General features: G+C 66.4%; 23 protein-coding genes and 2 riboswitches. Of the genes, 9 read left to right on the top strand and 14 right to left on the bottom strand.

Translation table 11 applies throughout. From position 1 onward, the window contains the following. Positions 1 to 11 precede the first annotated feature (11 nt). The 3 genes from M1D93_RS07060 to M1D93_RS07050 form a co-directional block, all read right to left on the bottom strand. Positions 12 to 1,301: a deoxyguanosinetriphosphate triphosphohydrolase gene (locus M1D93_RS07060; protein ID WP_461174428.1), complete on the bottom strand. Its 1,290-nt coding sequence runs from the start codon at positions 1,299 to 1,301 to the stop codon at positions 12 to 14. After that, entirely contained in the window at positions 1,294 to 2,472 is a 1,179-nt protein-coding gene (gene dusB, locus M1D93_RS07055; RefSeq protein WP_461174427.1) for a tRNA dihydrouridine synthase DusB, read from the bottom strand. The genes M1D93_RS07060 and dusB overlap by 8 nt, the downstream gene beginning before the upstream one ends. Positions 2,473 to 2,546: 74 nt before the next feature. After that, positions 2,547 to 4,067: a YibE/F family protein gene (locus M1D93_RS07050; RefSeq protein WP_461174426.1), complete on the bottom strand. Its 1,521-nt coding sequence runs from the start codon at positions 4,065 to 4,067 to the stop codon at positions 2,547 to 2,549. An 84-nt stretch (positions 4,068 to 4,151) separates the two neighbouring features. On the opposite strand from M1D93_RS07050, the gene M1D93_RS07045 reads away from it, so the two are divergent. Then, positions 4,152 to 4,910 carry an alpha/beta hydrolase gene (locus M1D93_RS07045; RefSeq protein ID WP_461174953.1) on the top strand — a complete coding sequence of 253 codons (759 nt, stop codon included), beginning with the start codon at positions 4,152 to 4,154 and terminating at the stop codon, positions 4,908 to 4,910. After that, positions 4,907 to 5,707 (top strand): DUF1295 domain-containing protein, encoded by an 801-nt coding sequence (locus M1D93_RS07040; RefSeq protein ID WP_461174425.1) that lies wholly within the window; start codon positions 4,907 to 4,909, stop codon positions 5,705 to 5,707. The genes M1D93_RS07045 and M1D93_RS07040 overlap by 4 nt, the downstream gene beginning before the upstream one ends. A 73-nt stretch (positions 5,708 to 5,780) precedes the next feature. Here the strand turns inward: M1D93_RS07040 and M1D93_RS07035 are convergent, their stop codons facing one another. The 3 genes from M1D93_RS07035 to M1D93_RS07025 form a co-directional block, all read right to left on the bottom strand. Further along, positions 5,781 to 6,815 (bottom strand): GNAT family N-acetyltransferase, encoded by a 1,035-nt coding sequence (locus M1D93_RS07035; protein ID WP_461174424.1) that lies wholly within the window; start codon positions 6,813 to 6,815, stop codon positions 5,781 to 5,783. A 2-nt stretch (positions 6,816 to 6,817) separates the two neighbouring features. Further along, on the bottom strand, positions 6,818 to 8,203 hold the full coding sequence (locus M1D93_RS07030; RefSeq protein ID WP_461174423.1) for a glycine--tRNA ligase: 1,386 nt from the start codon (positions 8,201 to 8,203) through the stop codon (positions 6,818 to 6,820). 135 nt (positions 8,204 to 8,338) lie between these two features. Then, positions 8,339 to 9,340, bottom strand: coding sequence for a DMT family transporter (locus M1D93_RS07025; RefSeq protein WP_461174422.1), 1,002 nt, complete (start codon positions 9,338 to 9,340; stop codon positions 8,339 to 8,341). A gap of 32 nt (positions 9,341 to 9,372) precedes the next feature. Between M1D93_RS07025 and M1D93_RS07020 the strand changes: the two genes are divergently transcribed. After that, positions 9,373 to 9,606, top strand: a complete 234-nt coding sequence (locus M1D93_RS07020; RefSeq protein WP_163164382.1) for an RNA-binding S4 domain-containing protein — start codon at positions 9,373 to 9,375, stop codon at positions 9,604 to 9,606. Positions 9,607 to 9,636: 30 nt separating this feature from the next. Here the strand turns inward: M1D93_RS07020 and M1D93_RS07015 are convergent, their stop codons facing one another. Beyond that, positions 9,637 to 10,287, bottom strand: coding sequence for an alpha/beta hydrolase (locus M1D93_RS07015; RefSeq protein WP_461174421.1), 651 nt, complete (start codon positions 10,285 to 10,287; stop codon positions 9,637 to 9,639). A 77-nt stretch (positions 10,288 to 10,364) separates the two neighbouring features. Between M1D93_RS07015 and M1D93_RS07010 the strand changes: the two genes are divergently transcribed. The 3 genes from M1D93_RS07010 to M1D93_RS07000 all read left to right on the top strand — a co-directional run bounded on the left by M1D93_RS07010 (position 10,365) and on the right by M1D93_RS07000 (position 13,084). Continuing rightward, on the top strand, positions 10,365 to 11,234 hold the full coding sequence (locus M1D93_RS07010; RefSeq protein WP_461174420.1) for an SGNH/GDSL hydrolase family protein: 870 nt from the start codon (positions 10,365 to 10,367) through the stop codon (positions 11,232 to 11,234). A 94-nt stretch (positions 11,235 to 11,328) separates the two neighbouring features. Further along, positions 11,329 to 12,534 carry a winged helix DNA-binding domain-containing protein gene (locus M1D93_RS07005; RefSeq protein WP_461174419.1) on the top strand — a complete coding sequence of 402 codons (1,206 nt, stop codon included), beginning with the start codon at positions 11,329 to 11,331 and terminating at the stop codon, positions 12,532 to 12,534. A 13-nt stretch (positions 12,535 to 12,547) separates the two neighbouring features. After that, positions 12,548 to 13,084: a hypothetical protein gene (locus tag M1D93_RS07000; RefSeq protein WP_461174418.1), complete on the top strand. Its 537-nt coding sequence runs from the start codon at positions 12,548 to 12,550 to the stop codon at positions 13,082 to 13,084. A gap of 6 nt (positions 13,085 to 13,090) precedes the next feature. Here the strand turns inward: M1D93_RS07000 and M1D93_RS06995 are convergent, their stop codons facing one another. Next, on the bottom strand, positions 13,091 to 14,575 hold the full coding sequence (locus M1D93_RS06995) for a CoA-acylating methylmalonate-semialdehyde dehydrogenase (RefSeq protein WP_461174417.1): 1,485 nt from the start codon (positions 14,573 to 14,575) through the stop codon (positions 13,091 to 13,093). 13 nt (positions 14,576 to 14,588) lie between these two features. Further along, positions 14,589 to 15,491: a 3-hydroxyisobutyrate dehydrogenase gene (gene mmsB / locus M1D93_RS06990; protein ID WP_461174416.1), complete on the bottom strand. Its 903-nt coding sequence runs from the start codon at positions 15,489 to 15,491 to the stop codon at positions 14,589 to 14,591. A 141-nt stretch (positions 15,492 to 15,632) separates the two neighbouring features. On the opposite strand from mmsB, the gene M1D93_RS06985 reads away from it, so the two are divergent. Beyond that, on the top strand, positions 15,633 to 16,529 hold the full coding sequence (locus M1D93_RS06985; protein WP_461174415.1) for a LysR family transcriptional regulator: 897 nt from the start codon (positions 15,633 to 15,635) through the stop codon (positions 16,527 to 16,529). Positions 16,530 to 16,553: 24 nt separating this feature from the next. Here M1D93_RS06985 and M1D93_RS06980 read toward each other — a convergent pair whose 3' ends face one another. The 4 genes from M1D93_RS06980 to M1D93_RS06965 form a co-directional block, all read right to left on the bottom strand. Then, positions 16,554 to 17,672, bottom strand: coding sequence for a zinc-binding dehydrogenase (locus tag M1D93_RS06980; protein WP_461174414.1), 1,119 nt, complete (start codon positions 17,670 to 17,672; stop codon positions 16,554 to 16,556). 104 nt (positions 17,673 to 17,776) lie between these two features. After that, positions 17,777 to 19,159: an MFS transporter gene (locus tag M1D93_RS06975; RefSeq protein WP_461174413.1), complete on the bottom strand. Its 1,383-nt coding sequence runs from the start codon at positions 19,157 to 19,159 to the stop codon at positions 17,777 to 17,779. A gap of 181 nt (positions 19,160 to 19,340) precedes the next feature. Beyond that, entirely contained in the window at positions 19,341 to 20,456 is a 1,116-nt protein-coding gene (metX, locus tag M1D93_RS06970; protein WP_461174412.1) for a homoserine O-acetyltransferase MetX, read from the bottom strand. A 12-nt stretch (positions 20,457 to 20,468) separates the two neighbouring features. Further along, a riboswitch (SAM riboswitch) is annotated at positions 20,469 to 20,584 on the bottom strand. A gap of 95 nt (positions 20,585 to 20,679) precedes the next feature. Then, the gene (locus M1D93_RS06965) at positions 20,680 to 22,005 is read right to left on the bottom strand and encodes a bifunctional o-acetylhomoserine/o-acetylserine sulfhydrylase (protein ID WP_461174411.1); all 1,326 of its coding nucleotides are present in this window, start codon (positions 22,003 to 22,005) and stop codon (positions 20,680 to 20,682) included. A gap of 43 nt (positions 22,006 to 22,048) precedes the next feature. After that, positions 22,049 to 22,164: riboswitch (SAM riboswitch) on the bottom strand. Between the two features lie 164 nt (positions 22,165 to 22,328). Between M1D93_RS06965 and M1D93_RS06960 the strand changes: the two genes are divergently transcribed. Together M1D93_RS06960 and M1D93_RS06955 are read left to right on the top strand one after the other, a co-directional pair. After that, a complete protein-coding gene (locus tag M1D93_RS06960) occupies positions 22,329 to 22,967 on the top strand; it encodes a VOC family protein (RefSeq protein WP_461174410.1) in 639 nt (212 codons plus the stop codon). Between the two features lie 238 nt (positions 22,968 to 23,205). Continuing rightward, positions 23,206 to 24,705, top strand: a complete 1,500-nt coding sequence (locus M1D93_RS06955; RefSeq protein WP_461174409.1) for an HNH endonuclease signature motif containing protein — start codon at positions 23,206 to 23,208, stop codon at positions 24,703 to 24,705. Between the two features lie 10 nt (positions 24,706 to 24,715). On the opposite strand, the gene M1D93_RS06950 is transcribed toward M1D93_RS06955, so the two are convergent. Further along, positions 24,716 to 25,495 (bottom strand): CPBP family intramembrane glutamic endopeptidase, encoded by a 780-nt coding sequence (locus tag M1D93_RS06950; protein ID WP_461174408.1) that lies wholly within the window; start codon positions 25,493 to 25,495, stop codon positions 24,716 to 24,718. Positions 25,496 to 25,529: the final 34 nt, after the last annotated feature.

The raw sequence follows: 25,529 nt of genomic DNA, 5'->3' as shown, positions 1-25,529 counted from the left end.
TGTTGCGTTCCTCACCACAGCGACGGAAGGCTCCCCACCAGCCGTTCGTACATGGCCAGCGCCGAGGCGTCAGTGAGTGACGCCACCTGGTCGATCACCACGCGAAGGCGGGCACCGTCGTCGGGCGCGTCCCGCCAGTCAGCCGCGAACATCGGCTCCAGGTGCCGGTCACCGGTGGCGCTCAGCGCCGTGACCAGGGCGTGGAGTACCTCGCGCTGGCGTTCGTAGATGGGCTGGCGGTGCTCGGTGGTCATCACGAAGGTGGTGGCCAGGCCCTTCATAACGGCGATCTCCATCACCGTCTCGTCGGGCACCATGAGCTGGGCGTTGTACCGGGTGAGGTTCTCCGGACCGTAGACGGCGCGGGTGGTTTCCAGGGCGCTCTGGCAGAACCGGCCGATCAGCTGGCTGGTCATGTTCTTCAGGGCCGCCATGGACTTGCGGCTTCCGTCCGCTTCGCGCACCCACACGTCCGTGGCCTCCAGCCGTGCCAGGGCGGCATCGATGGCGGCGGGGTCGTTATGCGGCAGGTACCACTGCTTGGCGTACCCCACCACCCGGGCGCGGTGGTCCGGGTTGTCCATCCAGCGGAGCTGGAAGTGGCCGGCGACGATTGCGTCCTCAACGTCGTGCACGGAATAGGAGATGTCATCGGCGAGGTCCATCACCTGGGCCTCCAGGCAGGACCGGCGCTCGGGGGCACCTTCGCGGATCCAGTTGAAGATGGGCAGGTCGTCCTCATACGCGCCGAACTTGCTGGTGCGCTGCCCGTGGATAACGGGGGCTTCCAGGGCGGACCAAGGGTACTTGGCTGCGGCGTCAAGGCTGGCCCTGGTGAGGTTGAGCCCGGCCGGCTGGTTGTCCACTGTCAGGACCTTGGGTTCCAGGCGCGTCAGCAGCCGGAGGGTCTGGGCGTTGCCTTCGAAACCGCCGATGGCGTGCGCCACCTCGTTCAAGGCCGATTCCCCGTTGTGGCCAAACGGCGGGTGGCCCAGGTCATGGCTGAGGCAGGCGGTGTCCACCACGTCCGGGTCGCAGCCGAGGGCGCGGCCCAGCTCGCGGCCCACCTGGGCCACTTCCAGGCTGTGGGTGAGGCGCGTCCGAACGAAGTCGTCCGTGTCCGGCGCCACGACCTGCGTTTTGGCGCCGAGCCTGCGGAGCGCGGAGGAATGCAGCACCCGGGCGCGGTCGCGTTCAAAGTCGGAGCGGTAAACGCTTTTGGGCGGTTCCTCCACCCAGCGGGCGGAGTCATGGCTGTCGTAGCCCGGCAGCACCGGTGCGCTGGTCCTGGTCTCAGCCACCGGAAACGTCCAGTTCCGCGGCCGAGATGTCCCGCGACTGGTCCGCGTTCAGCGCCCGGGATTCCAGCCAGTCCTTGGGCAGCGCCGGCTTCTTTGGCGAACCTGCGCGGCCGCGGGGACCTTCGGCGTCGCTTCCCGGGTACGGCGAGTCCAGGTCAAGCTCGGCGAGGGTGTCCCGCAGCACCTGGAGGCTGGTCACCAGGGCCAGCCGGGTGCGCAGTTCGCCGCCCACCACGTAGCCCTTGAAGTACCAGGCGATGTGTTTGCGGATCTCGCGCAGCGCCTTGCCCTCGTCACCAAAGGTTTCCACCATGAGCTCGGCGTGGCGGTACACCCCCTCCGCCACCTGGCGCAGGTTGGGCCGGAAGCGGGTGTCGCTGCCTTCGAACGCGGCCTGCAGGTCCCCGAACAGCCAGGGCCGGCCCTGGCAGCCGCGGCCCACCACCACGCCGTCAACACCTGTTTCGCGGACCATGCGCACCGCGTCCTCGGCGGACCAGATGTCGCCGTTGCCGAGCACAGGAATGTCGGGCAGCGCCTCGCGAAGGCGCGCGATCGCTGACCAGTCGGCCTGGCCGGAGTAGAACTGGGCCGCCGTCCTGCCATGGAGGGCGACGGCGGCTACGCCGGAATCGCGCGCGATCCGGCCGGCGTCGAGGTACGTGAGGTGGTCGTCGTCGATGCCCTTGCGCATCTTGATGGTCAGCGGGATGTTGCCCATGGAGGCTTCCTTGACGGCCGTCTGCACGATGGAGGTGAAGAGGTCGATCTTCCAGGGCAGGGCCGAACCGCCGCCGCGCCGCGTCACCTTGGGAACGGGGCAGCCGAAGTTCAGGTCGATGTGGTCCGCCCGGTCTTCCTCCACCAGCATCCGCACGGCCTGGCCCACCGTCACCGGGTCCACGCCGTACAGCTGGACGGAACGCACTTTCTCGTCGTCGTCGTGCGAAATGATCCGCAGGGATTCAGGGGTCCGCTCCACCAATGCGCGGGAGGTGACCATCTCCGCCACGTACATGCCGCCGCCGTATTCGCGGCAGAGCCTGCGAAACGCCGAGTTGGTGATGCCGGCCATGGGCGCCAGGATCACCGGGGTGTCCACGGTGATGGGGCCCAGCTTCAGGGGCGGGAGTTCCAGCCTGGGTGCGGGAGTAGTTGCTGCAACAGTCACCCATCCATTGTTGCAAAGCCGGGCAAATCGGGAGTGCCGGCAAGTCCGGACCGTCCCCAAGGCAGCCGGTGCCGTCAGTCGCGCTCCGCCGCCCTGCGGCCCCGCCTTGTCTGCAGGGCCGCCGCGGCGAGGGTCCCCGTATCGCTTATATCCTCCGGGTTGACGGCGGCATGTGTAGCCGCACGGGCCAAACGTACAGCGCGGGAAGCACCATCGCCGTCGTCCGTTCCCGCTTTACCCGTTTCACCGCTGTCCGTTCCTGCTTTACCCGATCCACCGGCGCCGGCCCCCGGTAGCTCCGCTGCCCGTAAGCCGGTCGCCTTAACCACCAGCACCGCAATCAGGGTGGTGACCGGGATGGCCAGGACCAGGCCGATGGAACCGACCAGGGTCCTGATGACCTCTTCCGACAGCTCCGCGCTGGTGAGCGTGTCGGCGAGCGGGCGGTCGTAGAGCATCACGATGATGAGGATCGGCAGGGCCGCGCCCGCGTAGGCGAAGGCGATGGTGTAGACGGTGGAGGCGATGTGGTCGCGCCCGATGCGCATTGCTGAAGTAAACAGCTTCCGCGCACTGCTTCCGGGCGCCAGTTCGTACAGCTCCCAGACGGCGGAGGACTGCGTGATAGTCACATCGTTGAGGACACCGAGCCCGGAGATGATGAGACCGCACAGGATCACGCCCGAGATGGAGATGTTGGCTGAGGTGTTCACCAGCGTGGTCGCCTCGTGGTTGCCCACCCCGGCGAGGTTTGCGGCGCCGGTGGCCCAGGCGGCCAGGAGCGCCGTGATCCCCAGCCCGAACATGGTGCCCAGCAGGGCGGTGGACGTCCGGGCCGAGAAGCCGTGGGCGAAGTACAGGACCCCGATCATGATCACCGTAGATCCCACCAGGGCCAGCAGCAGCGGCGGTTTCCCTTCCACCAGGCCGGGAAGCATAAAGCTGGCCAGCACGAAGTAGGCGCCCACGAGTCCGATCAGTGCCCGAAGGCCCCGCCAGCGCGCCACCGCGATGACCACCGCGGCATAGAGCAGTGCAAGCAGGACTATGGGCAGGGTCCGGACGAAGTCCACAAAAATAAAGGCCGGCGAGCCCTGGGAGGCCGAGGCGCCCTGGGCGTTGGACAGGTTCAGGTAGCGGATCTGGTCTCCGGGTTTGACGCCGTGCGACGTCGCGACGTCCGGGTTGATGACCACCTTGACCGGGCTTCCGCCCTTGTCCGGTTCCGTGAAGGCGAACGTGCAGTCTGATCCCTGCTGGGTTTGGCCCTGCTGGCTTTGGCTCTGTTGACTCTGGCTTTGTCCGCCCGGAGCCTGCTGGCCTTGCTGTGCCACACCCTGCATGCAGTTTTCGGTGACCACGTTTTGGATGGTGCCGGTGTCGAACGTGACACCGGGCGCGGCGGAGTAGGGGTTCGCCAGGGAGATTCCCTCTTTGCTCCCTGAGGGCCACAGCATTGCCATGCCGGCCAGGGTAAGGAGCGTCAGGGGAATCAGCACCGCAGCAAGGATGCGGTTTGCCTTCCGGCGGGCGGCCATCGCCTGGGGCGTCGGCTCCGAATGACCTGTGGAAGCGTGGGAGTGACCGGACCCCATCAGCAGTAGAACCTCATACGTTGAACTCTACGTCCGGCACCATAGGGTTGATAAATGGATCGTCAGAACCGGGAGGAACGTGGCATGGCCAACGGCAGCACCAAGGAAAACCGCAGTTCTGACACCGCACGAATGTCCGCCGAAACTGCCCACCAGGCCGTCCTCAGCGTGCTCCCGTCGTCCGGGCCCACCCTCGGGGTTGCCCTGGTGCTGCACGGCGGAAAATCGCACAGCCGCGAGCCGGTGGAGGCCCGGCACCTGAGCCCCGCGAGGATGGTTCCGTTCGCACGGCACCTGCACCGGGCCGGCAGGAAGCAGGGACTTGCGGTCTGGTCCCTTCGCAACAGCGTGCGCGGCTGGAACGGGGCGGACATGACACCGCTGCAGGATGCGCGCTGGGCCCTCGAGCAGATCAGCAGCCGGCATCCCGGCGTTCCCGTGTTCCTCGTGGGTCACTCCATGGGCGGCCTGACGGCAGTGTGCGCTGCCGACCACCCACAAGTGGAAGCGGTTGTGGCCCTGGCGCCATGGCTCAGCCCCGGGACTCCGGTGTCGGCAGTGGCCGGGCGGAAGGTGCTCATAGTCCACGGCACTATCGACAGGTGGACCAGCCCGTCGGCGTCGCTCGCGTTTGCCCGGCGCGCCGCTGCAGATGCTGAGTCCATGCAGTACGTCGCCCTGAAAGGCGCCGGGCATTTTATGTTCCGCAAGATCCGGCTGTGGCACACGCTCTCCACCGGGTTTGTCCTGAAAGCCTTCGGTGAATCCACCGGGGCTGCGGTCTCACTGCCACGGGAGTTTGAGCAGCTGCTGCCGCCGTCGTCGGTCCAGGTGACCCTGTGATTCCTTTCCCTTGGGCGGACTTTGCCGCCGCCCTGCCCTGGACGGCGCTGACCGTCGCCGCGGTCCTCGCGGTCACGTACGCCGTGGCGGTCCGGCAGGGGCGGCACTCCGTAATGGACGTGGCCTGGGGTCCGGGGTTCGTGGCGGTTGCCGTGGTGTCCTGGTTCCTCTCGGCCGGGGAAGGCGACGACGCCAGGCGCCTGCTGCTCCTCCTGCTGACCGCAGTGTGGGGGCTGAGGCTGGGCGCCCATATCGGCTGGCGCGCCCGCGACGGCCACGAGGACCCGCGGTACCGGGCCTTGCTGGACGCTGCCCCCGGCAGCAGGGATATCTATGCGCTGCGGCGGGTCTACCTGCCTCAGGGCGTGGTGATGTTCTTCGTTTCCCTGCCCGTCCAGGTGGGAATGTTCGCCACCGGCGGGTTGGGCTGGCTTGCCGTCCTGGGCGTCCTGCTCTGGCTCAGCGGGTTCTTTTTCGAGACTGTGGGCGACTGGCAGCTGCAGCAGTTCAAGCGGGACCCGCGCCGGCGTGGAACTGTCCTGGACACCGGCCTGTGGCGCCTGACCCGGCACCCCAACTACTTCGGTGACGCCGCCGTATGGACGGGTCTGTTCCTGATCGCCGCCGACTCATGGCCGGGAATCCTGACGGTCCTCTCGCCCGCATTGATGGTGTGGACGCTGGCGGCGAAGACGGGCAAGCCGCTGGCGGAGCAGGCGATGTCCGGGCGGCCGGGGTACCGCGAGTACGTCGAGGCGACCAGCAGCTTCGTCCCCTGGCCGCCCAAGCGAAGCTGACGAACGCAAGTGACCCGCAGTTACGTTCCCGCGTTTTGGGAGCGTTGACTGCGGGTCACTTGGGGGGCCCTGCCTAGTCCGAAACGACCAGGGTTTCCGGTCCGGCGAGGCGGGCCTTGCCGCTGTCCAGCAGGGGCTCGACGGCGGCGCGGAGGGCCGTCATCGAATCGTCCAGTTCCAGCATCACCGGGTGCTGGTACGCAATCAGGGCGAGCATGTCCCGGACTGCCTCCGCGGCGTCGTCCGGGGCGAGGGCGGGCTCGTGGCCAACGAAAACGTCCGTGGGCGTTTCCGGCCCGGAACCCTCCTGGTTTGGTGCCGCGTCGGGGTCTGCCGGCGCCGCATAACTGACGGCAAAAGCACGGATCCGGCCCTTCTTGCTTGCCGCCACCCCGGCACCAAAGGCGGACTCCGGCCGGGCACGCAGCACGATGGCGCCATGGGCACCGGTGAGGTCGTCCAGGAACAGCCTCTGCACCTGCCCCACGGACAGCACGCCCGGGGAATCCCACCCATGGATCGCCGTGTAGTAGCGGCCAACAACGTCCGTCAGTTCCACGGAGCCGGTGGCCAGGTCCATCACGACGTCGGAGCCTGCGTTTTCGTCGTTGGCCGGCCCGCCGCCGTCGTCATTCGACGGGAACACCGGAAGCCGGAGGCCGCCCGGTTCCACCACCACCAGCCGGGAACGCTGGATGGGCGAAAGGCCGAAGTGTTCAGCGAAGGCGGCACCCGCCGTGCCAGGCTCCACCTTCGCCCGGAGCCTGGACACGCCCGACGCCGACTGCCTGGCTTCGCGCCGCAGCATGGTCAGGAGCGTGGCACCGATGCCGGAGCGCCGGTGGTCCCGCGCCACCTCAATGTAGGTCCACAGCCGTTCCGGGTGCAGGGAGGCCTCGTAAACGACGCCTGCCGCGACCGGGATTCCGACGCCGTCCACTACATCCTCGGCCACGATGCAGCGCCGCCACGGCGTGCCGTTGCCGCCGTCCGATGAGAGCGCCAGCGCGCCGCGGAACTGCCGGGCCTGGTGCGTTTCGGGGTCGCCCCAGATTTCCAGGAGGGCCAGGTCGTCACCCTCGCGCCATTCGCGGTATTCGATGGCCACTGCTAGGCGCCGATCAGGCGTGCGGCCAGGTAGCCCTCCACCTTGTCCAGGGAAACGCGTTCCTGGCTCATGGTGTCCCGCTCGCGGATGGTCACGGCCTGGTCCTCAAGGGTGTCGAAGTCCACGGTGATGCAGAACGGGGTACCGATCTCGTCCTGTCGGCGGTAGCGGCGGCCGATGGCGCCGGCGTCGTCGAAGTCGATGTTCCAGTTCTTTCGCAGCTGCGCGCCGAGGTCCTTGGCCTTCGGTGACAGGTCCTCGTTGCGGCTCAGCGGCAGGACGGCGGCCTTGACCGGGGCCAGGCGCGGGTCCAGCTTCAGGACGGTGCGGACGTCCACGCCGCCCTTGGCATTGGGGGCCTCGTCCTCGGTGTAGGCGTCCACCAGGAACGCCATGAAGGAGCGGGTAAGGCCGGCGGCCGGCTCGATGACGTAAGGGGTGTAGCGCTCGTTCGTGGCCTGGTTGAAGTAGCTCAGGTCCTGGCCGGAGGCCTTGGCGTGGGTGGAGAGGTCAAAGTCGGTGCGGTTGGCAATGCCTTCCAGCTCGCCCCATTCCGAACCCTGGAAGCCAAAGCGGTACTCGATGTCCGTGGTGCCCTTGGAGTAGTGGCTCAGCTTTTCCTGCGGGTGCTCGAAGAAGCGCAGGTTTTCCTCGCGGATGCCCAGGCCGGTGTACCAGGACATGCGCTCCTTCATCCAGTACTGGTGCCATTCCTCATCGGTGCCGGGCTCGACGAAGAACTCCATTTCCATCTGCTCGAACTCGCGGGTGCGGAAGATGAAGTTGCCGGGCGTGATCTCGTTGCGGAAGGACTTGCCGATCTGGCCGATGCCGAACGGCGGCTTCTTGCGCGAGGTGGTGAGGACGTTGCTGAAGTTCACGAAGATGCCCTGGGCCGTTTCCGGGCGCAGGTAGTGCATGCCTTCCTCGCTGGCCACCGGGCCCAGGAAAGTCTTCAGGAGGCCGCTGAATTCCTGCGGCTCCGTCCATTCACCGCGGGTACCGCAGTTGGCGCAGGCAATGTCCTTCAGGCCGTTCTCGGCGGGGCGGCCCTTCTTTTCCTCGTACTCTTCCTCGAGGTGGTCCGCGCGGTAGCGCTTGTGGCAGGAGAGGCACTCCACCAGCGGATCGGAGAAGACCTCAACGTGGCCGGAGGCTTCCCACACCTGGCGGGGCAGGATGACGGAGGAGTCCAGGCCCACCACGTCCTCGCGGCCGCGGACCATGGACTGCCACCACTGGCGCTTGATGTTTTCCTTCAGCTCGGCGCCGAGGGGCCCGTAGTCCCAGGCAGAGCGCGAACCTCCGTAAATCTCACCGGCCTGGAACACAAAGCCCCTCCGCTTGGAGAGGGAAATGACCTGGTCGAGAACGGATTTTGCTGCCATGGGGTAACTCCAATTTCTACAGGGCCGCTGGGTGCGGTCCGCGGTTTTCAGGCCCCGGGCAAGCCGGAGGCACATGACCGCTGGCTGCCGCGGGGGCGGATGAAGGAAAGATGCGAAAAAGCTGCGTGTCCTAGCCTACCGGTGCTGCCTGCGCAGTGCGCCCCGGGGCCAGGGCAGGGTTGCCAGGATGATGGCGGCCAGCGTGAGGATGGTGCCGAGCACTGTGGCTGGTGCAACGACGGTTCCCGGCGCGGGCAGGATCACGTCAAGGGCAAGCGAGCCGAGCAACTGGCCTGCGATCATGCCCAGGCCTGTGACCAGCACACCCAGGCTGCGGACCAGCAGTGCGCCCAGGCCGATAAACACGCATCCCATGGGACCGCCGACGTAGTACCACCACTCGCCCGGCGGCGGGTTGCCGGCGCCAACGGTGGCCAGTTTGATGGTGTAAGCGGTCCAGAGAACCACCGAACCGGCCACGAAATTGACCAGGGTGGCGGCGATCGGTGTGCCGTAGTGGACTGTGGCTGTTCCGTTCATCGCCTGCTGGAAACTCATCAGGAATCCGGCCGCCACGGGGAGAAGGAGCGGAAGCAGCAGGGCCGCCGGTCCGCCGTCGGATCCCCCGCCCGGTCCCCCGGCGCCTCCGGTGAACCGGGGCGAGACTGCCCAGGCGACGGCGGCAATGGTCAGCAGGCAGCCGATGACACGGATCCCGGTGACGGGCTTCCGGCCCGCAGGCCCGATGCCCAGCCGGTCCACGAGCAGCCCGCTGACGGTCTGCCCGGTGACGGTGGCAACGGTGAAGAGGGCCACGCCCAGGATGCCGACGGTAAAGGACTGCGCAAAGACGAACAGCGCCCCGATGCCGCCGGCGAGGACGTAGATGCGGGGGAACGCCCGGCTGCGGACGGCAGGCAGGATCCGGGCCAGACCGGCGCGGCCGCGCGGCAGGAGCAGCGAGATCAGGATCATCACCACGAGCCCTGTGCTGAAGCTCACCACGGAAGCGGCGATGCCGTCGTTCAACCGGGCACCCAGGGCACCGTTAATGCGGCCCTGCAGGGGAATGGCAAGGCCCGCGCCCACCGCCAGGGGAAGGCCTGCAAGCAGCGGCAGGCGATGGGTGGAGGTCACTGAATCCACCTTACGTCAGGCATTATTGCTTCATGAGCAACCGTGTTGAAGACATCCCCATCCGCGACAGCATGATCCGCCTTGGCCAGCTGCTCAAGCTTGCCAACCTGGTGGAAGACGGCGTTGAGGCGGCGGACCTCATCAAGAACGGGCTCGTCAAGGTCAACGGGGAGATCGACGACCGCCGCGGCCGCCAGCTGCACAACGGGGACACCGTTACGGTGAACGGGCAAACGGTCCGGGTGGTGGCACCCGAGGCTGGTTAACCTGCGGGGCCCGCACCCGTCGTCGTCCGCCTACTTCTTGAGGACCTCGTGGGTCAGGAATTCCCCCACGTGGCCGATCTCCTGCTGGTTGATCCCGTGCCACATGCCCGTGTACAGGACCTTGGTGAGTTTGACGTGCTTGCGGACCCAGCCCATGGTGTAGTCAATCTTGTCCGGGGTGATCACGGGGTCCTGCTGGTCCCGGCCCCAGAACATTGGAATGGTGCCGTCCAGCTCGGAATCCCTGAAGCTGGGGTCCTCGCCTGCGTCCACCACAAAACCTGAGAGCCCGACGACGGCAGCGAAGTCCGTGGGCCGCTGCCGCAGGAGCGTGGTGGCCATGGCCATTCCCATCGAGAAACCGAGCAGGGAAACAGAGGGATGGCCCACTTTGATGGTGTCGATCCAGTCCAGCACAAAGGACGACGCCGCCTTCACCCGCTCCAGCGAGTATTCGATGGACGCCGTCAGCGGGAACCAGGTGAAGCCGGGGCCCATGGCGATGGGCGCCCGGACGGAGGCGACGGCGAAGTCACCCGGCAACAGGTCAGCCAGACTGTGCAGGTCCTGTTCGTTGGCGCCGTACCCGTGCAGCAGGACCAGGAGCGGCTTCCCGTCGCGCTGGTCCTCCGGATGGGACCACAGAACAACAGGAGCAGGAAATACTTCGGCTTCAGTCATGGTTTCCATTGTTACAGCTACCGATAGGTAACAACCTACGTTCGCGTAGCCAGTGAAGCGGAAGGCAGGATAGGACCGTGACTGACACAAGTGCCATTCAAACTCCTACTGTCCACGCCGGATCCCACCCCTGGACCCGCTACGTGGCAATGGGCGATTCCTTCACCGAGGGCATCGGCGACCCCGAGCCCTCACGCCCCGGCGGCTACCGCGGCTGGGCAGACCGGGTAGCGGAGGAACTGGGCCGCACCCAGCCCGACTTCGCTTACGCGAACCTGGCCGTGCGCGGCAGGTTGCTGCAGCAGATCGTGGACCAGCAGCTCGCCCCCTGCCTGGCGTTGAAGCCGGACCTCGTCACCCTCTCCGCCGGCGGTAACGACCTGCTGCGCCCGGGCGGTGACCCTGATGCGCTGGCTGAAAAGCTTGATTCGGTGGTGCAGATCCTGGCCATGGGCGGCGCAACGGTGGTCCTCTTCAACGGACCGGACACCGGTTCCTCCGTGCTGGGCAGGATCCGCAGCAAGGTGGCCATCTACAACGAAAACCTCCGGACCGTGGCTGCCCGGCACGACGCCGTCATCGCCGACATGTGGTCCCTGCGGCAGCTCAGCGACCCGCAGATGTGGGACCGGGACCGGCTGCACTTCTCCCCTCTTGGCCACCATACGATCGCGGCCATGGTGCTGGACTCGCTGAACGTGGAGCACACGCTGGAGCCGCTGCAGCCCAAACCACTGCCGCCCCGCACCTGGCGCGAGGCGCGCTCCGGGGACTTTGTCTGGGCCCGCGAGTACTTTGTGCCGTGGGTGCTGCGCCGGCTGCGCCACCAGTCCTCCGGTGACGGGATCACCGCAAAGCGTCCGACGCCGGGTCCTATCTTTGGTCCGGGCGTTCCGCTGGGATCCGGCGAGGGGCCGCTGGGGACTGCCGAGGCTGCCCGGCGCTAGCGCCGGGCTAGGCTTCCGGGCAGGCGGCGGGCAGCGTGATGCGGGCGATGTGATGCGGACGATCTGATGCGGGCAGCCTGATGCGGACGATCTGATGCGGGCAGCGGACCAGCTGATGATGGGTATGGAACCGGATGCGGTGGTGCGGCAGCGTCTTCATTCGCAGCAGCTCCGGGAACCCGCTGCCGCCTCGCCGGAAGCGGCCCTCCGGAACCTGCTGGCCGTCCAGGCACAGGAGTTTCCCTATGCAAGGTGGAGCCTTGCCCAGCGTGTATCAGGCAGTGTTGATCCGCCGGTAACCGCCGCGGACATCGAGAGCGCAGTGGCCGATGGCCGGATCCTGCGCACGCATATCCTCCGCCCCACGTGGCATTTCGTCCACCGGGAGGACCTCCGCTGGCTCCTGGCAATCTCGGCGCCGCGGCTCGAGCAGGCCAACGCCTCCACGTACCGTCTCACCGGAATCGATGCCGCAACTGCCGCCCGGGCCGGGGAGGTGCTGGCCGATGCTGTCGCGGGCGGCAACCACCTCACCCGCGAACAACTCGCCGTGAAGCTGCAGGCGGCCGGCATCGAGGCCAGTGGACTGCGCCTTGTGTACCTGATCATGCACGCTGAGGTCAGTGGTGTCCTTGTCAGCGGCGTGCCTGTCCGCAGCCGCGGCGGGTCGCTAAAACAGACTTATGCGCTTTTTGATGAGCGGGTTCCAGCCGGCAGGCAACCGGCGCCTGGCCGCGAGGAAGCGCTGGCTGAACTGGCCTTCCGCTATTTCTCCAGCCGCGGGCCTGCCACGGCCAAGGACTGCTCGGGCTGGTCGGGACTGACTGTGACAGATGTCCGCAAGGGGCTACAGGTGGCCAGGGAGGAACGGCCCAATGCGCTGGCCGCCACGGTGATTGACGGCGTCGAGCATTACTTCGCTGCCGACCAGCCCGATCCGGGGACGCAGGCCGGCCGGGCGACGGTCCAGGGTCCCCGACTGGACCTGATCCAGTGCTACGACGAATACATCATGGGCTATTCCGCCACCCGGCATTACATGGGCGGCGGAGCTCCCGCTTTTCCTTTCGAAGGCCAGCCGATGCACGTGGTTCTGCTGGACGGGCGGATGGCCGGGTCCTGGCGGCATACGCTGCTGCCAGGGCGTTGTGAGCTGGATATCCGGCTGGCCAGTGCCGCTGACCGGCCGGGTTCTCCGCTGGCCGCGGCGGTGCAGGATGCCGTGGACAGGTACGGCGCATTCATGGGCCTCCCGGCCGTGCGCGTGCGCTCCGGGGCTAAGCTGGAAGGACACACATGAGAGGTACGGCACCGTGAGCAACTTGTTTTTCTGGATCATCATTTTGTCATTCCTGATCCCGATGGCCATGCGGATGTACCGGAAGTCTGCCGCCCGCAGGAACCACGAACAAACGTTTTCCGGACGCTACCCCGAGCAATTTCCCGGCGGTGGGCAGTTCCCGGGCGGGGGGCAGTTCCCGGGATCAGCCGGCCCGCAAAACAAGCAGCCGCGGGACGGCTTCACCCAGCAGGACTATTTCAGCGGCGGATTCCGCGAGCTTGACCGGCCCCAGCCCCTGCCGCCCATCCAGCCGGTTCCACCCACGGACCAGCAGTTTCCGCCCATGGACCAGCAGTTTCCGCCGTACGGACAGCCCCAGCCGGGACAACCCCGGCAGGGACAGCCGCAAGCCCCGCAGCAGCCAGCAGCACCTGCCACTCCCCCGCCGCCGTCGGCCCCGCAGGGCTACCGCGCACGCAAGCTCGCCGAACTGGATGAGAAGTACAGCAACGGCGAACTTTCCGTGGAGGAGTACATGACCCGCCGCGGCGAGATCATGAACGGCTGACCTGCGTCAGTCCACCTGCGGAAAGCCCAGATCGATGACGGAGGTTGCCGGGTCCGGCCACCGCGTGGTGACCACTTTGCCCCTGGTGTAGAACCGGATGCTGTCCGGCCCGTACATGTGCGTGTCACCGAACAGGGAGTTCTTCCAGCCGCCGAAGGAGAAGGTGCCCACCGGCACCGGAATGGGCACGTTGACACCCACCATGCCTGCTTCGACATCGAACTCGAACTGCCGGGCGGCGCCGCCGTCGCGGGTGAAGATGGCCACGCCGTTGCCGAACTCGTTGTCGTTGACCAGGCGGACCGCATCGCTGTAGGTATCCACGCGGACCACGGACAGGACGGGGCCGAAGATTTCGTCGTCGTACACCTTCATGCCCGGCTTGACGTGGTCCACCAGGCTGACTCCGATGAAGAAACCGTTCGAATCGAACTGCTGCGAGCGGCCGTCAACAACCACCGTGGCACCCTCGTTTTCGGCGCCTGCCACATAGAAGGCCACCCTCTCCCGGTGTTCGGCGGTGATCAGAGGGCCCATCTGCGATGCGGGGTCGGTGCCTGGGCCGATCGTCAGGGTAGCCATTCGGTTCTGGATGGCTGCCACAAGGTCGTCGGCGATGGCGCCGACGGCGACGAGCACGCTGACCGCCATGCAGCGCTCACCCGCCGAGCCGTACGCCGCGGAGATGGCGGCGTCGGCTGCCATGTTCAGGTCCGCGTCCGGAAGGACCACCATGTGGTTCTTGGCCCCGCCCAGGGCCTGGACCCGCTTGCCGTGGTCCGCAGCCCGCTTGTAGATGGACTGCGCAATAGGCGTTGAGCCCACGAAGCTGACGGCTTTGACGTCCGGGTGTTCGAGCAGGACGTCCACGGCCTCCTTATCGCCCTGGACGACGTTCAGCACACCGGCCGGCAGTCCCGCTTCGGCGAAAACTTCCGCGATGAACACGGCGGAGGACGGATCCTTTTCACTGGGCTTCAGGAGCACAGTGTTGCCGCATGCCAGCGCGCTGCCGATCATCCAGAGCGGCACCATGGCGGGGAAGTTGAACGGGGTGATGCAGGCCACGACGCCCACGGGCTGGCGGACGGAGTGGACGTCCACGCCGCTGGAAACCTGCTCGGAGCGCTCCCCCTTGAGCATGTGGGACAGCCCCGTGGCGAACTCGATGTTCTCGAGTCCGCGGGAGATTTCCCCCTCGGCGTCGGAGAGGACCTTGCCGTGCTCGCTGGTCAGGATGGCGGCCAGCTCGGACTTGCGCTGGGTCAGGATTTCGCGCACGCGGAAGAAGATGTTGGTTCGTTTGGCCAGGCTCGTTGCCCGCCAGGCCGGCAGCGCTGCCGAGGCGGCGGCGATGGCTTCTTCCACCCGGGCAGCGGAAGCCAGCGCCACCTGTTTTTCCTGCTCTCCCGTGGCAGGGTTGAAGACGGGGCCGAAGCGTTCGGCGTCGGCAACGCGGCTGCCGTTGATGTAATGCGGAATGGTGTGCATGGAAGTCTCTCTTCTACTTTGCTGAATCCAGGGAACCGTCAGCGAGCTTGATGATCATGGAGCAGTCCTTGCCGGACTCACCCGCATCAATCAAGCGCTGGTACAGCTGCTGAACGTGCTTGCCGATTTCGAGCGGCGTGCCGGTGTCCTCCGCAGCGCTGATGGCCAGGCCGATATCCTTGTTCGCCAGCTCGGCCGTAAACGTGGGCGCGAAGTCATTGTTGGATGCTGCGGTGGGGACCACGCCGGCAACGGGGTACCAGGTGCGCAGGGCCCAGCTGTCGCCGGAGGACACGGAGGCGATGTCCCAGAACACCTTCTTGTCCAGGCCCAGCCGGTCCGCCAGCACGGCACCCTCGGCAGTGGAGGCCAGGTTGATCAGGAGCATCAGGTTGTTGCAGATTTTGGCTGCCTGGCCGGTGGTGGCTCCGCCTGTAGGGATGATGTTGGCTGCCATCGGTTCGATGTAGCGCGTGGCGTCAGCCACGGCGCCCGCTTCACCGCCCACCATAAACGTGAGCGTTCCTGCCTTGGCGCCGCTCATCCCGCCCGAGACAGGGGCATCGACGAAGCGGAAGCCGGCGGCAGCAGCGGCGTCGTGCAGTTCCTTGGCGGCGGCGATATCGATGGTGGAGGAATCCACCAGGAGTGTGCCGGCGTCCGCATGCGCCAGCACCCCGTCCGCGCCCAGGTAGACGGCCTTGGCATGCTCGCCTTTGGGAAGCATGGTGAACACGACGTCGGCACCCGCCACTGCTTCGGCGATGCTCCCTGCCGGCTTCACCCCGCCGGCTTCCGCAGCGGCGAGAGCAGCCGGGTTGAGGTCGAATCCCCGAACGTCGTGCCCCGCCTTGGCGAGGTTCCCCGACATGGAACCGCCCATGTTTCCCAAACCGATCCAACCGACTACTGCCATGGCATAAGCTCCTTTGCTGTGCCTCCGGCCGCGGGCAGCCGGAAGGTCTGTGTCCACCATCACACCCTGCTAGGGTGCATTCAAGGGGAAAAATCACAGATGGCATGTGCACTGATGCACACTAATATGAAGGGGCACTGGGTGGCGCTTCCGAGTCCGGACGACTTGCTGATTTTGCTCACTGTGGCCCGGCTGGGGCGCTTCAACGCCGTCGCCGAAACGATGGGTACCACGCACACCACCATCTCGCGCCGGATCCTCGCCCTCGACAAGCAACTCGGCGGCCGCACCCTGGAGCGCAGTCCGCACGGCTGGGAATTGACGGAGTTGGGGGCCGCGGCCGTGGCCGCGGCGGAGACTATTGAGGAAACGCTGGGGTCATTGGCCGCCGTCACGGGCCAGGACCGGGACGCCCTGTCCGGCATGGTGCGCCTCAGCACCTCGGACGGTTTTGGCGCCGAATTCGTGACCCCTGCGCTGGTCCGCCTCCAGCAGCGGCATCCCATGCTGAATGTGGAGATGCTCAGCGCCACGCGCAAGGTCAGCCAGAACCGCTCCGGCGTGGACCTGGAAGTGGTGGTGGGCCGCACGGACGTGAGCAACGCGCAGGCCATCTTCCTGACCAACTACTTCCTCCGGCTCTACGCCAGCCCGGCCTACGCGGCCGGGCGCGGCTTGCCGGAGACGCCCGACGGCGTGGGGCAGCACGGCTTCGTCTCTTACGTTGAGTCGGCCCTCCAGGTTGCCGAGCTGGGCCACCGGTCCTCGCAACTGCCCACGCCGAAGTCCAGCTTCCAGGCGACGAGCATCTTTGCCCAGGTGGAGGCGGTGCGCCGCGGCGCCGGCATCGGCTTGCTGCCGAACTTTATGGTGGCGCGGAATCGGGAGTTCGTTCCGGTGCTCCCCGACGCCTTCCAGCGCCAGGTGCCCATCTGGGCGGTGGCACGGCCGGAATCGCTGCGGTCCGCCCGGGTGCAGGCCGTGATCACTGCCCTAAAGGAAGAGGTGGCGGCCCGCCAGGATCTGTTGGTTGCCTAGGCCCTAGCCATTCGGAGCCGTTTTTCAGGCTTGGAAGAGCCGCCTCACCACCTGCCCCGCGGCCAGCGCGTCGAGGCCCTCGTTGATCTCATCAAGCGGCCGGGTGTCGCTATGCAGCAGCTCAACGGGAAGCCTTCCCTCGCGCCAGTACGAAAGGTACAGGGGGATGTCCCGGCCCGGGACGGCGTCGCCCATATACGAACCCAGCAGCCGCTTGCCCGCCCCGGCGAACTGCAGCGCGGGCACTGTCAGTTCCGCCGTCGGGTGCGGCAGCCCTACCGAGACCACGGCGCCGCCGCGCGTCACGTGCTCGAGGCACGATGCGATGACCCGGGCTGACCCCACAGCTTCTATGGCGGTGTCCACGCCGTCACCGGCGGCCTCTTTGATCAAGCGGGAAGCGTCGTCCGGGGTCCCGACGGCGGTTGCCCCGCACTTCAGGGCGAGCCCGTGCTTGCCGGCGTTTGGATCGATGGCGATCACGGAGGAGGCGCCGGCGAGCGCCGCGGCCATAACGGCCGAAAGCCCCACGGCGCCGAGTCCGAAGACTGCCACGGACTGACCTGGCTGGACAGCTGCCGTGTTGAGGACAGCTCCCATTCCGGTGAGGACGGCGCAACCGAACATTGCCGCGACAGTATCGGGGACGTCGTCGTCGATGACCACTACTGATTCCCTGGCCACCACGGCGTAATCGGCGAATGCTGAAACCCCCAAATGGTGGTTGATCCGCTCCCCCGCGGGCGTCCGCAGCAGGGCCTCACCGTGCAGGAGGTCCCCCGACCCGTTGACTTCCGCGGCCCGGTGGCAGAGTGCCGGACGGCCCGCCCGGCACGCACGGCAGTCACCACAGCTGGGGACGAAGACGAGGACCACGTGGTCCCCGGGGGAAACATCCGTGACACCTTCACCCACTGCGGCGACCCGCCCTACCGCCTCGTGCCCCAGCGCCATGGGAAGGGGCCTGACGCGGGAGCCATCCACCACGGACAGGTCCGAATGGCACAGGCTCGAGTAGGTGATGCTGATGCCCAACTCCCCGGCGCGGGGTTCGGGCCGGCCGAGCTCCTCGACCCGGAGGGGACGGGCCTCGGTGTAGCTGGTTCCGGGCGGGACCGTAGCGTAAAGGACGGCTGCTTTCATGGGAGATCCTGACTTCCTGGAAGGTGCTGACGCCCGACTGCCCGGGCCTGCGTGGTCGCGGGTCCGGGCAGTCGGTGCTATTTCGGCATTGGTGGTGCCGAGGATTATTTCTTGCCGGCCGCGAGCAGGTCGGCAGTGCCCTGGGCGTCGGCTGCGTCCACATCGTGCAGCGAGATGCCGCGGGTCTCCCTGAGGAAGAACACGGAGATTGCGGTCACGATGCAGGCTCCCAGCAGGTACAGCGCCACCGGAGTGGAGGACTTGAAGGTCCCCAGCAGTGAGGTGGCGATGATGGGTGCCAGCGAACCGGCGACGATAGACGTCACCTGGTACCCCAGGGAAACGCCGGAGTACCGCATCCGGGTGGGGAACATCTCGGCCATGATGGACGGCTGCCCCGCGTACATCAGCGCGTGGAACAGCAGGCCGATGGTGATGGCGGCCAGGATGACGAAGTCATTGCCGGTGTCCATCATGGGGAAGGCGAAGAAGCCCCAGGTGCCGCCGAGGATCGCGCCGGCCATGTAGACCGGCCGGCGGCCGAACGCGTCCGACATCTTGCCGACGAGCGGGACGGCGCAGAAGTGAATGAAGTGCGCCACGAGCAGAAGCAGGAGGATGCGGGAGGTGTCGGTCTGAACGATGATCTTCAGGTAGGTGATGGAGAACGTCACCACGAGGTAGTACAGGATGTTCTCGGCAAAACGCAGGCCCATGGCGGTAAAGACACCGCGCGGGTAGCGGCGGAAGACTTCGGCAACACCGTAGCCCTTCTTCTCCACCGTGACTTCCTTGCGGGCTTCGATGAAGATCGGCGCATCCTGGACCTTGGTGCGGATGTAGTAGCCAACGATCACGATCACGGCGGAGAGCCAGAAGGCGACACGCCAGCCCCAGCTGAGGAATGCCTCCGGGGAGAGCGTGGCCGAAAGGGTGAACAGCACGCCGGTGGCCAGGAGGTTGCCCATCGGAACCGCTGATTGTGGCCAGCTGGACCAGAACCCGCGGGACTTGTTGGGGCTGTGCTCGGCAACCAGCAGCACGGCGCCGCCCCATTCACCGCCGACAGCGAAGCCCTGCACGAAGCGCAGGAACACCAGGAGGGCCGGAGCCCAGTAGCCGATCTGGGCGAACGTGGGCAGGCATCCCATCAGGAAGGTGGCAACGCCCACCAGGATGATGCTCAGCTGCAGCAACTGCTTGCGGCCGAACTTGTCACCGAAGTGGCCAAAGACAATGCCGCCGATGGGGCGGGCCACGAAACCTACGGCGTAGGTGACGAAGGCAGCGATGATGCCATCCAGTTCAGTCCCTGAATTGGGGAAGAACATTTTGCCGAACACCAGGGTGGCGGCGGAGGCATAGAGGAAAAACTCGTACCACTCAACAACGGTGCCGGCCATGGAGGCCGTAACGACTTTCTTCAGGCCTGAGGCCTTGACGTCGGTTTCCTCTGGCCGCCGTGCGGCGGAGCTTTCCGTACTCATTTAGTGAACTCCTTCGGCATCCTCTTCGACACCACTGGGACAGGCTGTGGCGGATACGCGTGATTTTGGCCACGAACCGCCGGGTCCCATTGAGTATGGTCTGCTTGTACGCCCAGCTCAACGGCGAATCATGCAGAGCCCATCTGCGTTAATGCACATATGTTGCCTTTTGCTGCGTGCGTTATGCCGAAAGGTGCTGCCGGAGCTGCGATCCCAGCTGCCCGATTTCGGTGAGGAACCCGTCATGGCCGATGGGCGCCTCGATGAGGTGGACGTCCACTTCTCCGGGGAGTGCCCGTGCCAGCTCCCGGGACTGGGACGGAAAGTAGAGCCGGTCCGAGTCCACAGCGGCGACAAAAAAGCGCGCGTTGGCACTGGACAGGGTCTGGGCGAGCGGCCCGCGTCCTCGGCAGATGTCGTGGCTCATGAGCGCCTCGGTGATGGCGATATAGCTGTTGGCGTCGAAGCGCTGGACCAGTTTGGTGCCCTGATGGTCCAGGTAACTCTCCACCTGGTAGCGTCCGCGGGCTGAGAGCTGCTCGCCCTGCAGCGGCGATTCGGGCGACTGCGGCGCGCGCCCGAACCGTCCGTCCAGCTCAACCGGGGAGCGGTACGTGATGTGGGCGATGCGCCGGGCCAGGGCCAGGCCTTCCTCGGGGGCGGGTCCGTTGTAGTAGTCACCGCCGTTGAAGTTGGCGTCCTGCCGAATGGCCAGGGTTTGTGCCTGGGCAAAGGCGATCTGCTCGGCCGTACTCGCGGCGCCCACGGAGATCACAGCACAGCGCTGCACCCTCTCCGGGTACGTAACGGCCCATTCCAGCGCGCGGGCCCCGCCCATCGAGCCGCCCAGCACGGCAAACCAGCTCCCGATTCCCAACTGGTCGGCCAGCCGGGCCTCTGCCACCGTGCTGTCCCGCAGGGTCACCAGCGGAAAGCGCGAGCCCCAGGGCGTTCCGTCCGGAGCCGGCGACGACGGACCGGTGGACCCGTAGCAGCCGCCCACGATGTTGATGGACACCACGAAGAAACGGTTGGTGTCCACCGGGGCACCCGGCCCGGCGAGTTGTTCCCACCAGCCGGGTTCCTCTGTGTCGCCGCGGGTTACGTGGGTGCTGCCGGTCAGTGCATGTTCGATCAGGACGGCGTTGCTGGCGTCATCGTTGAGGGTGCCCCAGGTTTCATAGGCCAGCGTGACGTCCGGCAGGTATCCGCCGGCTTCCAGCTTCAGCCCCCCGATGGAGGCATAGCGGACAATCCCGTGTTCGGGGACAGTGGTACGGGTGACGGTAACCGTCATGGCAAGACCTCTTCTACGCGCTTGCCCGCCGTCGAATGACCGGCAGGCCAGGTCTTCACCCGGGGCACCCCACCGCGGAAGGAGGGTTGCCGGCCAGCAAGCCGGGGCTGTCACTGGCACTCATGACCTGGTTCGAGTGTACGAAACAGGCCCTGCCTGCCGCCAAGAGTGTGACTGGTTGTGACTTCCCCGGCCCGCTGCCACGCTGCTGCCATGGGTTCGGTTAGGCGCCGGTGGCCTCCTTGGCCGCCCGGAAGCCGGCTTCAAGGTCAGCCAGGATGTCGTCAATATGCTCGATTCCTACCGAAAGCCGCACCAGGCCAGGGTTCACGCCTGCAAGAACCTGCTGCTCCGGCGAGAGCTGGCTGTGGGTGGTCGACGCCGGATGGATCACCAGGGAACGGACGTCACCGATGTTTGCCACGTGGGAGTGCAGCTCCAGTGCGTCCACGAAGCGCTTGCCCGCCTCCGCGCCGCCGGCAAGGTTGAAGGACACGATGGCACCGGTGCCCTTGGGGCCGTACTTGCGGCCGCGCTCGTACCACGGGCTGGAGGGCAGCCCGGCGTAGGCGACGGATTCGACGTCGTCCCTTGCCTCCAGCCACCGCGCAACTTCCAGCGCGTTGGCGACGTGGCGTTCCACCCGCAGGCTCAGCGTCTCCAGTCCCTGGGCGATGAGGAAGGCGTTGAAGGGCGATACGGCTGAGCCAAGGTCGCGCAGCAACTGCACCCGGGCCTTCAGGATGTAGGACAGGTTGGCGCCCAGGGCACCCTCGGCGCCGAGGTCCCGGGCATACACCAGGCCGTTGTAGGTGGGGTCCGGCGTGTTGAAGCCGGGGAACTTCGCGGGGTCCTTGCCGAAGTCGAACTTTCCGGAGTCCACGATCACGCCGGCGATGGCAGAACCATGTCCGCCCAGATATTTGGTGGCCGAGTGCACCACAATATCCGCGCCCCATTCCAGCGGCCGGATCAGGTACGGGGTGGACAGGGTGTTGTCCACAATCAGGGGAACTCCGGCCTCATGCGCAACGTGGGAGACGCCTTCGATGTCCAGGACGTCCTGCCGCGGGTTGGAGACCACCTCGCCAAAGAACAGCTTGGTGTTGGGCTGCACCGCGGCACGCCACTGGTCCAGGTTGTCCGGGTCCGCCACAAATGTGACGGAAATGCCGAACTTCTTCAGCGTGTGGGCGAAGAGGTTGTAGGTGCCGCCGTACAGGCTGGGGCTGGCCACAATGTGGTCCCCCGACTCGGCGACGTTCAGGACTGCAAAAGTTTCAGCGGCCTGGCCTGAGCTGAGCAACAGCGCTCCCAAACCGCCTTCGAGGCTGGCGATCCGCTGTTCCACAGCTTCCTGGGTGGGGTTGCCGATCCGGGTGTAGATGGGCGCCAGCTCAGCAAGGGCAAACCGGTTCGCTGCGCTCTCGGCGCTGGGGAACACAAAGGACGTGGTTTGGTAAATGGGGAGCGCACGGGCACCCGTGGCAGCGTCCGGCTCCTGCCCTGCGTGGATCTGGCGGGTTTCGAAAGACCATCCGTTGGACAACTAAGGCTCCTTTGACATGGGCCCGGCATGCTCGACGCACCGCGGGCCGCGCTTGCCATCCGGCCATTGCCGGACAGCCAGGTCCTCACCCGGGGCACCCCACCGCGGATGGAGGGTTGCCGGCCAGCGAGCCGGGGCTTGGCGCTGGCACTCATGACCTGAGCTCAGTGTAGGAACAGGCATGCGAGGCTGGACAGGATTGTGACGAACATAGTCCTTGCGGCCGCCGGCAGCGGACCCTGGATTAATGCCGCTTCGCAACACAGATCCCAGTAAGGCTACCCTTAGCTGAGAGCCCGATCACAAAGTGCCAAGATGTTGCCATGCGCATGGATCACGTCTCTTACGCCTGTGAACACGATGGCCTGGCTGCCACCACCGAACGTATTTCCTCTGCCCTCGGCGTTGAGGCAGTAAAGGGCGGGGTACACCCGCGGTTCGGAACCCGGAATATGATCATCCCGCTTGCGGGGCACAAGTACCTCGAAGTCGTTGAGGTCCTGGACCACCCGGCGTCGGACAAGGCTCCTTTCGGCCAGGCAGTGCGTGCACGGTCTGCGGCGGGCGGCGGCTGGATGGGCTGGTGCGTCGAGGTTGACGACCTGGTCCCCTTTGAAGAACGCCTCGGACGCTCCGCTGTCAACGGAAACCGCAAGTTTCCTGACGGCCGCGAACTCGTCTGGAAACAGATTGGCATCCTGGGTCTGATTGCGGACCCGCAGGTTCCGTACATGCTCAAGTGGGAGGGCGACCCGTCGCTGCACCCGTCCAACGCCTATGAAAGCAACGTCAAGATGAGCTGCCTGACCATTGCCGGCTCGGCAGCACGGGTGACCGAATGGCTGGGCGAGCCGGTGGAAAAGCCGCTCGAAGACGTTGCCGTGGAATGGGTGGCACCACACGGGACCCCCGGAATCCTTTCGGTGACATTCGAGACCTCCAGCGGAGCTGTCACGATCTGATCCTCGTTCATAGGCCCGGGCGCTTCTGCCCGGGCCTCGGCTTGGGCAGACTGCCCTTCTAAACTTCGGCCGCCATCAGCTTGTGACAACGGCGTCACCTGCCGATGGCGGCCGAATCCATGTCGTGGCGACATTGGTAGGGCCGGTGGAACCTGGATGCTGAGTCGACAGTAGGCCCCCCTTGCCAGCTATTGGAGGGCTACCGCAAATTGTCGTACCCCATCGCCATGATGGAGGTATGGAAACGAACCCGGCAGTGGCGCAGGCGGAGGAAGCCCTTGTCGCTGCTGTCGCTGCATTCATGGCGGCGCTGGCTGGCAGCGATACAGCTGTTTCCGGTGCCACTGGCGGACCCGATGCCGCGGGCATTCCTGAGGCTGTCGGGGTTGCTGGCGCTGGGGTGGGGTTTGATGCTGATCCGTTGCAGCGGGTTGCTGATCGGGCTTTGCATGTTCTTGCCGCGGTGGCCCGGTCCGAAGCGAAACTGGCGGCCGTGAAGGCGGAGGCGGTGGCGGTGTTTGCCGGGGCCACGAAAGTGCTGAATCCGCCGGCTTCGTCACCGTATGAGGCGACGGCGCAGGACCGGAGCCTGGTCGCCGAGGTCGGGTGTGTGCTGGCGATCGGTGACCGGGCCGCCGGTGCCCTGCTCGCTGACTCCCATACCCTCACCACGTCCCTGCCGAGGACCCTGGCGGCACTGCAGTCAGGCACGATTTCCTGGGCGCACGCCCGAACCATGGTGGATCAGACCGTGGGCCTTGACCCTGCCGGGGCGGCGGCTTTGGAGGCGCACTTCCTGGACCCGGAGGCCCCTGGTGCGGCCCGGCGGTGCCCGGTAGGGGAGATGCCGGCGTACCGGTTCAAGGCCAAGGCCAGGGGGTGGCGGGAACGCCACCACCCGGAAAGCCTGGAGAAACGGCACGCCAAGGGTGTGGCGGACCGGCGGGTCGAATACTGGCCGGACAACGACGGGACGGCCTGGATCGCCGCGTGCCTGCCCGCGGATCAGGCGTCCGCGATCTGGGACCGGCTCACCGACATCTCCCGGGACATGCAGGGACCGGAGGAATCCCGCACCCTCTCCCAGCTCCGGGCAGATGTCGCTGCGGGCTGGCTCCTGGGCGGCACGACCACCGGGATACCCTCACCCCGGGCCCAGGTGCTGGTCACCGTGCCGGTGTTCTCCCTGATGGGCCTGACTGATGAGCCGGCGATGCTGGACGGCTACGGCCCGATCCCGGCGTCGATGGCACGGGACCTCGTTGCCAAGGGTGCAGGCTCGTTCTACCGGGTGCTGGTGGATCCGCGGGACGGGGCACCGCTGGAGATCGGCCGCACCAACTACCGGCTCACGAAGGCCATGCGGAACTGGCTCAGCTTGCGGGACGGCAAATGCCCGTTCCCTGGCTGCAACAACCCCTCCCTGGACAACGAAGCAGACCACATCCTCGCTTGGCACAACGGCGGCACCACCGGCATCAGCAACCTCGGCCAGCCCTGCCGAAAACACCACAAACTCCGGCACACCAGCGGCTGGAAACCCACCCCCGCCACCACAACCGAACCACCCGGCTGGACCTCACCCACCGGGAGGCACTACAAAAGCGAACACCAGGACTGGGAACCACCACACTGGCCAAATTCTGCCGTGCCGGAAAGCATCCGCGCCTTCGATGACCTCCTGGAACTGTGGCCCCCACCCGATGACCCACTGGGCCGGGTCAGCCTTGCCTGGTGAGCTGGCCGCCTTACCCCAGCCCCACGGCCTTGCCGAACAGGCTGAAACCGACAAACGCCACGATGTCCAGCAGTGCGTGGGCAATCACCAGGGGCATAACGCGCCGGGTGCGGGTGTACAGCCACGCAAAAACGATGCCCATTACCACGTTACCGATGAAGGGGCCGAACCCTTGGTACAGGTGGTAGGTGCCCCGGAGCAGCGAGCTCACCATGATGGACAGCGGTACGCTCCAGCCGAACTTCCCGAAGCGGTTCAGCAGGTACCCCACCACAATGACTTCCTCCACCACCGCATGGCGCATTGCGGACAGGATCAGCACCGGCACCGTCCACCAGTACGCGTCCAGGGCGCTGGGAATGACGGCCGTAGTAATTCCGAGAGCCCTGCCCGCCGCATAAAGGCCAAGGGACGGGATCCCAATCAGCGCGGCCAGCCCCAGCCCCTGAAGCATGTCCGGCCCAGGCCGCTCGAAGTTGAATCCGAGCTTGCGGAAAGCCGAACCCGCGCTGCTGCCGTCGCCGGAGGAGGCCTGCCGCTGGTCAGTGAGGAAGTAGATCACCAGCAGCACCGGCACCAGCGCAAAGATGATGTCCAGCAGCTGGTACGTCAGGTCGAAGTACTCGCGGGTACTCTGCGACCGGTTCAGGGTGGAGGTGCCCTCTGCCAGGGGCGCTCGTGTCATCTTGTCCAGGAGCTGCACCACCGAGTACACGGCAGACTGGCCCAAGGACAGGCCCAAAACGATCCAGACTTCTATCCGCAGGCGACGGCGGGAGGGAACCAGCATGTACCCATCTTGCCTGCAGTTTCTGGATCCGGCC

Source organism: Arthrobacter sp. Z1-9, from assembly GCF_054792695.1.
The sequence above is the reverse complement of the archived record's forward strand: the minus strand, read 5'-3'. Positions and strand labels throughout refer to the sequence as shown.

What these genes read in the sequence shown, in the direction of transcription:
- M1D93_RS06980 (WP_461174414.1), bottom strand. Translation starts at nt 17,672, where the DNA reads ATGAAAGCAGCCGTCCTTTACGCTACGGTCCCGCCCGGAACCAGCTAC.
- M1D93_RS07050 (WP_461174426.1), bottom strand. Translation starts at nt 4,067, where the DNA reads ATGGGGTCCGGTCACTCCCACGCTTCCACAGGTCATTCGGAGCCGACG.
- M1D93_RS07020 (WP_163164382.1), top strand. Translation starts at nt 9,373, where the DNA reads ATGAGCAACCGTGTTGAAGACATCCCCATCCGCGACAGCATGATCCGC.
- M1D93_RS07015 (WP_461174421.1), bottom strand. Translation starts at nt 10,287, where the DNA reads ATGACTGAAGCCGAAGTATTTCCTGCTCCTGTTGTTCTGTGGTCCCAT.
- M1D93_RS06955 (WP_461174409.1), top strand. Translation starts at nt 23,206, where the DNA reads ATGGAAACGAACCCGGCAGTGGCGCAGGCGGAGGAAGCCCTTGTCGCT.
- M1D93_RS06995 (WP_461174417.1), bottom strand. Translation starts at nt 14,575, where the DNA reads ATGCACACCATTCCGCATTACATCAACGGCAGCCGCGTTGCCGACGCC.
- M1D93_RS06950 (WP_461174408.1), bottom strand. Translation starts at nt 25,495, where the DNA reads ATGCTGGTTCCCTCCCGCCGTCGCCTGCGGATAGAAGTCTGGATCGTT.
- M1D93_RS07045 (WP_461174953.1), top strand. Translation starts at nt 4,152, where the DNA reads ATGGCCAACGGCAGCACCAAGGAAAACCGCAGTTCTGACACCGCACGA.
- M1D93_RS07005 (WP_461174419.1), top strand. Translation starts at nt 11,329, where the DNA reads ATGCGGGCAGCGGACCAGCTGATGATGGGTATGGAACCGGATGCGGTG.
- mmsB (WP_461174416.1), bottom strand. Translation starts at nt 15,491, where the DNA reads ATGGCAGTAGTCGGTTGGATCGGTTTGGGAAACATGGGCGGTTCCATG.
- M1D93_RS06975 (WP_461174413.1), bottom strand. Translation starts at nt 19,159, where the DNA reads ATGAGTACGGAAAGCTCCGCCGCACGGCGGCCAGAGGAAACCGACGTC.
- metX (WP_461174412.1), bottom strand. Translation starts at nt 20,456, where the DNA reads ATGACGGTTACCGTCACCCGTACCACTGTCCCCGAACACGGGATTGTC.
- M1D93_RS06960 (WP_461174410.1), top strand. Translation starts at nt 22,329, where the DNA reads ATGCGCATGGATCACGTCTCTTACGCCTGTGAACACGATGGCCTGGCT.
- M1D93_RS07030 (WP_461174423.1), bottom strand. Translation starts at nt 8,203, where the DNA reads ATGGCAGCAAAATCCGTTCTCGACCAGGTCATTTCCCTCTCCAAGCGG.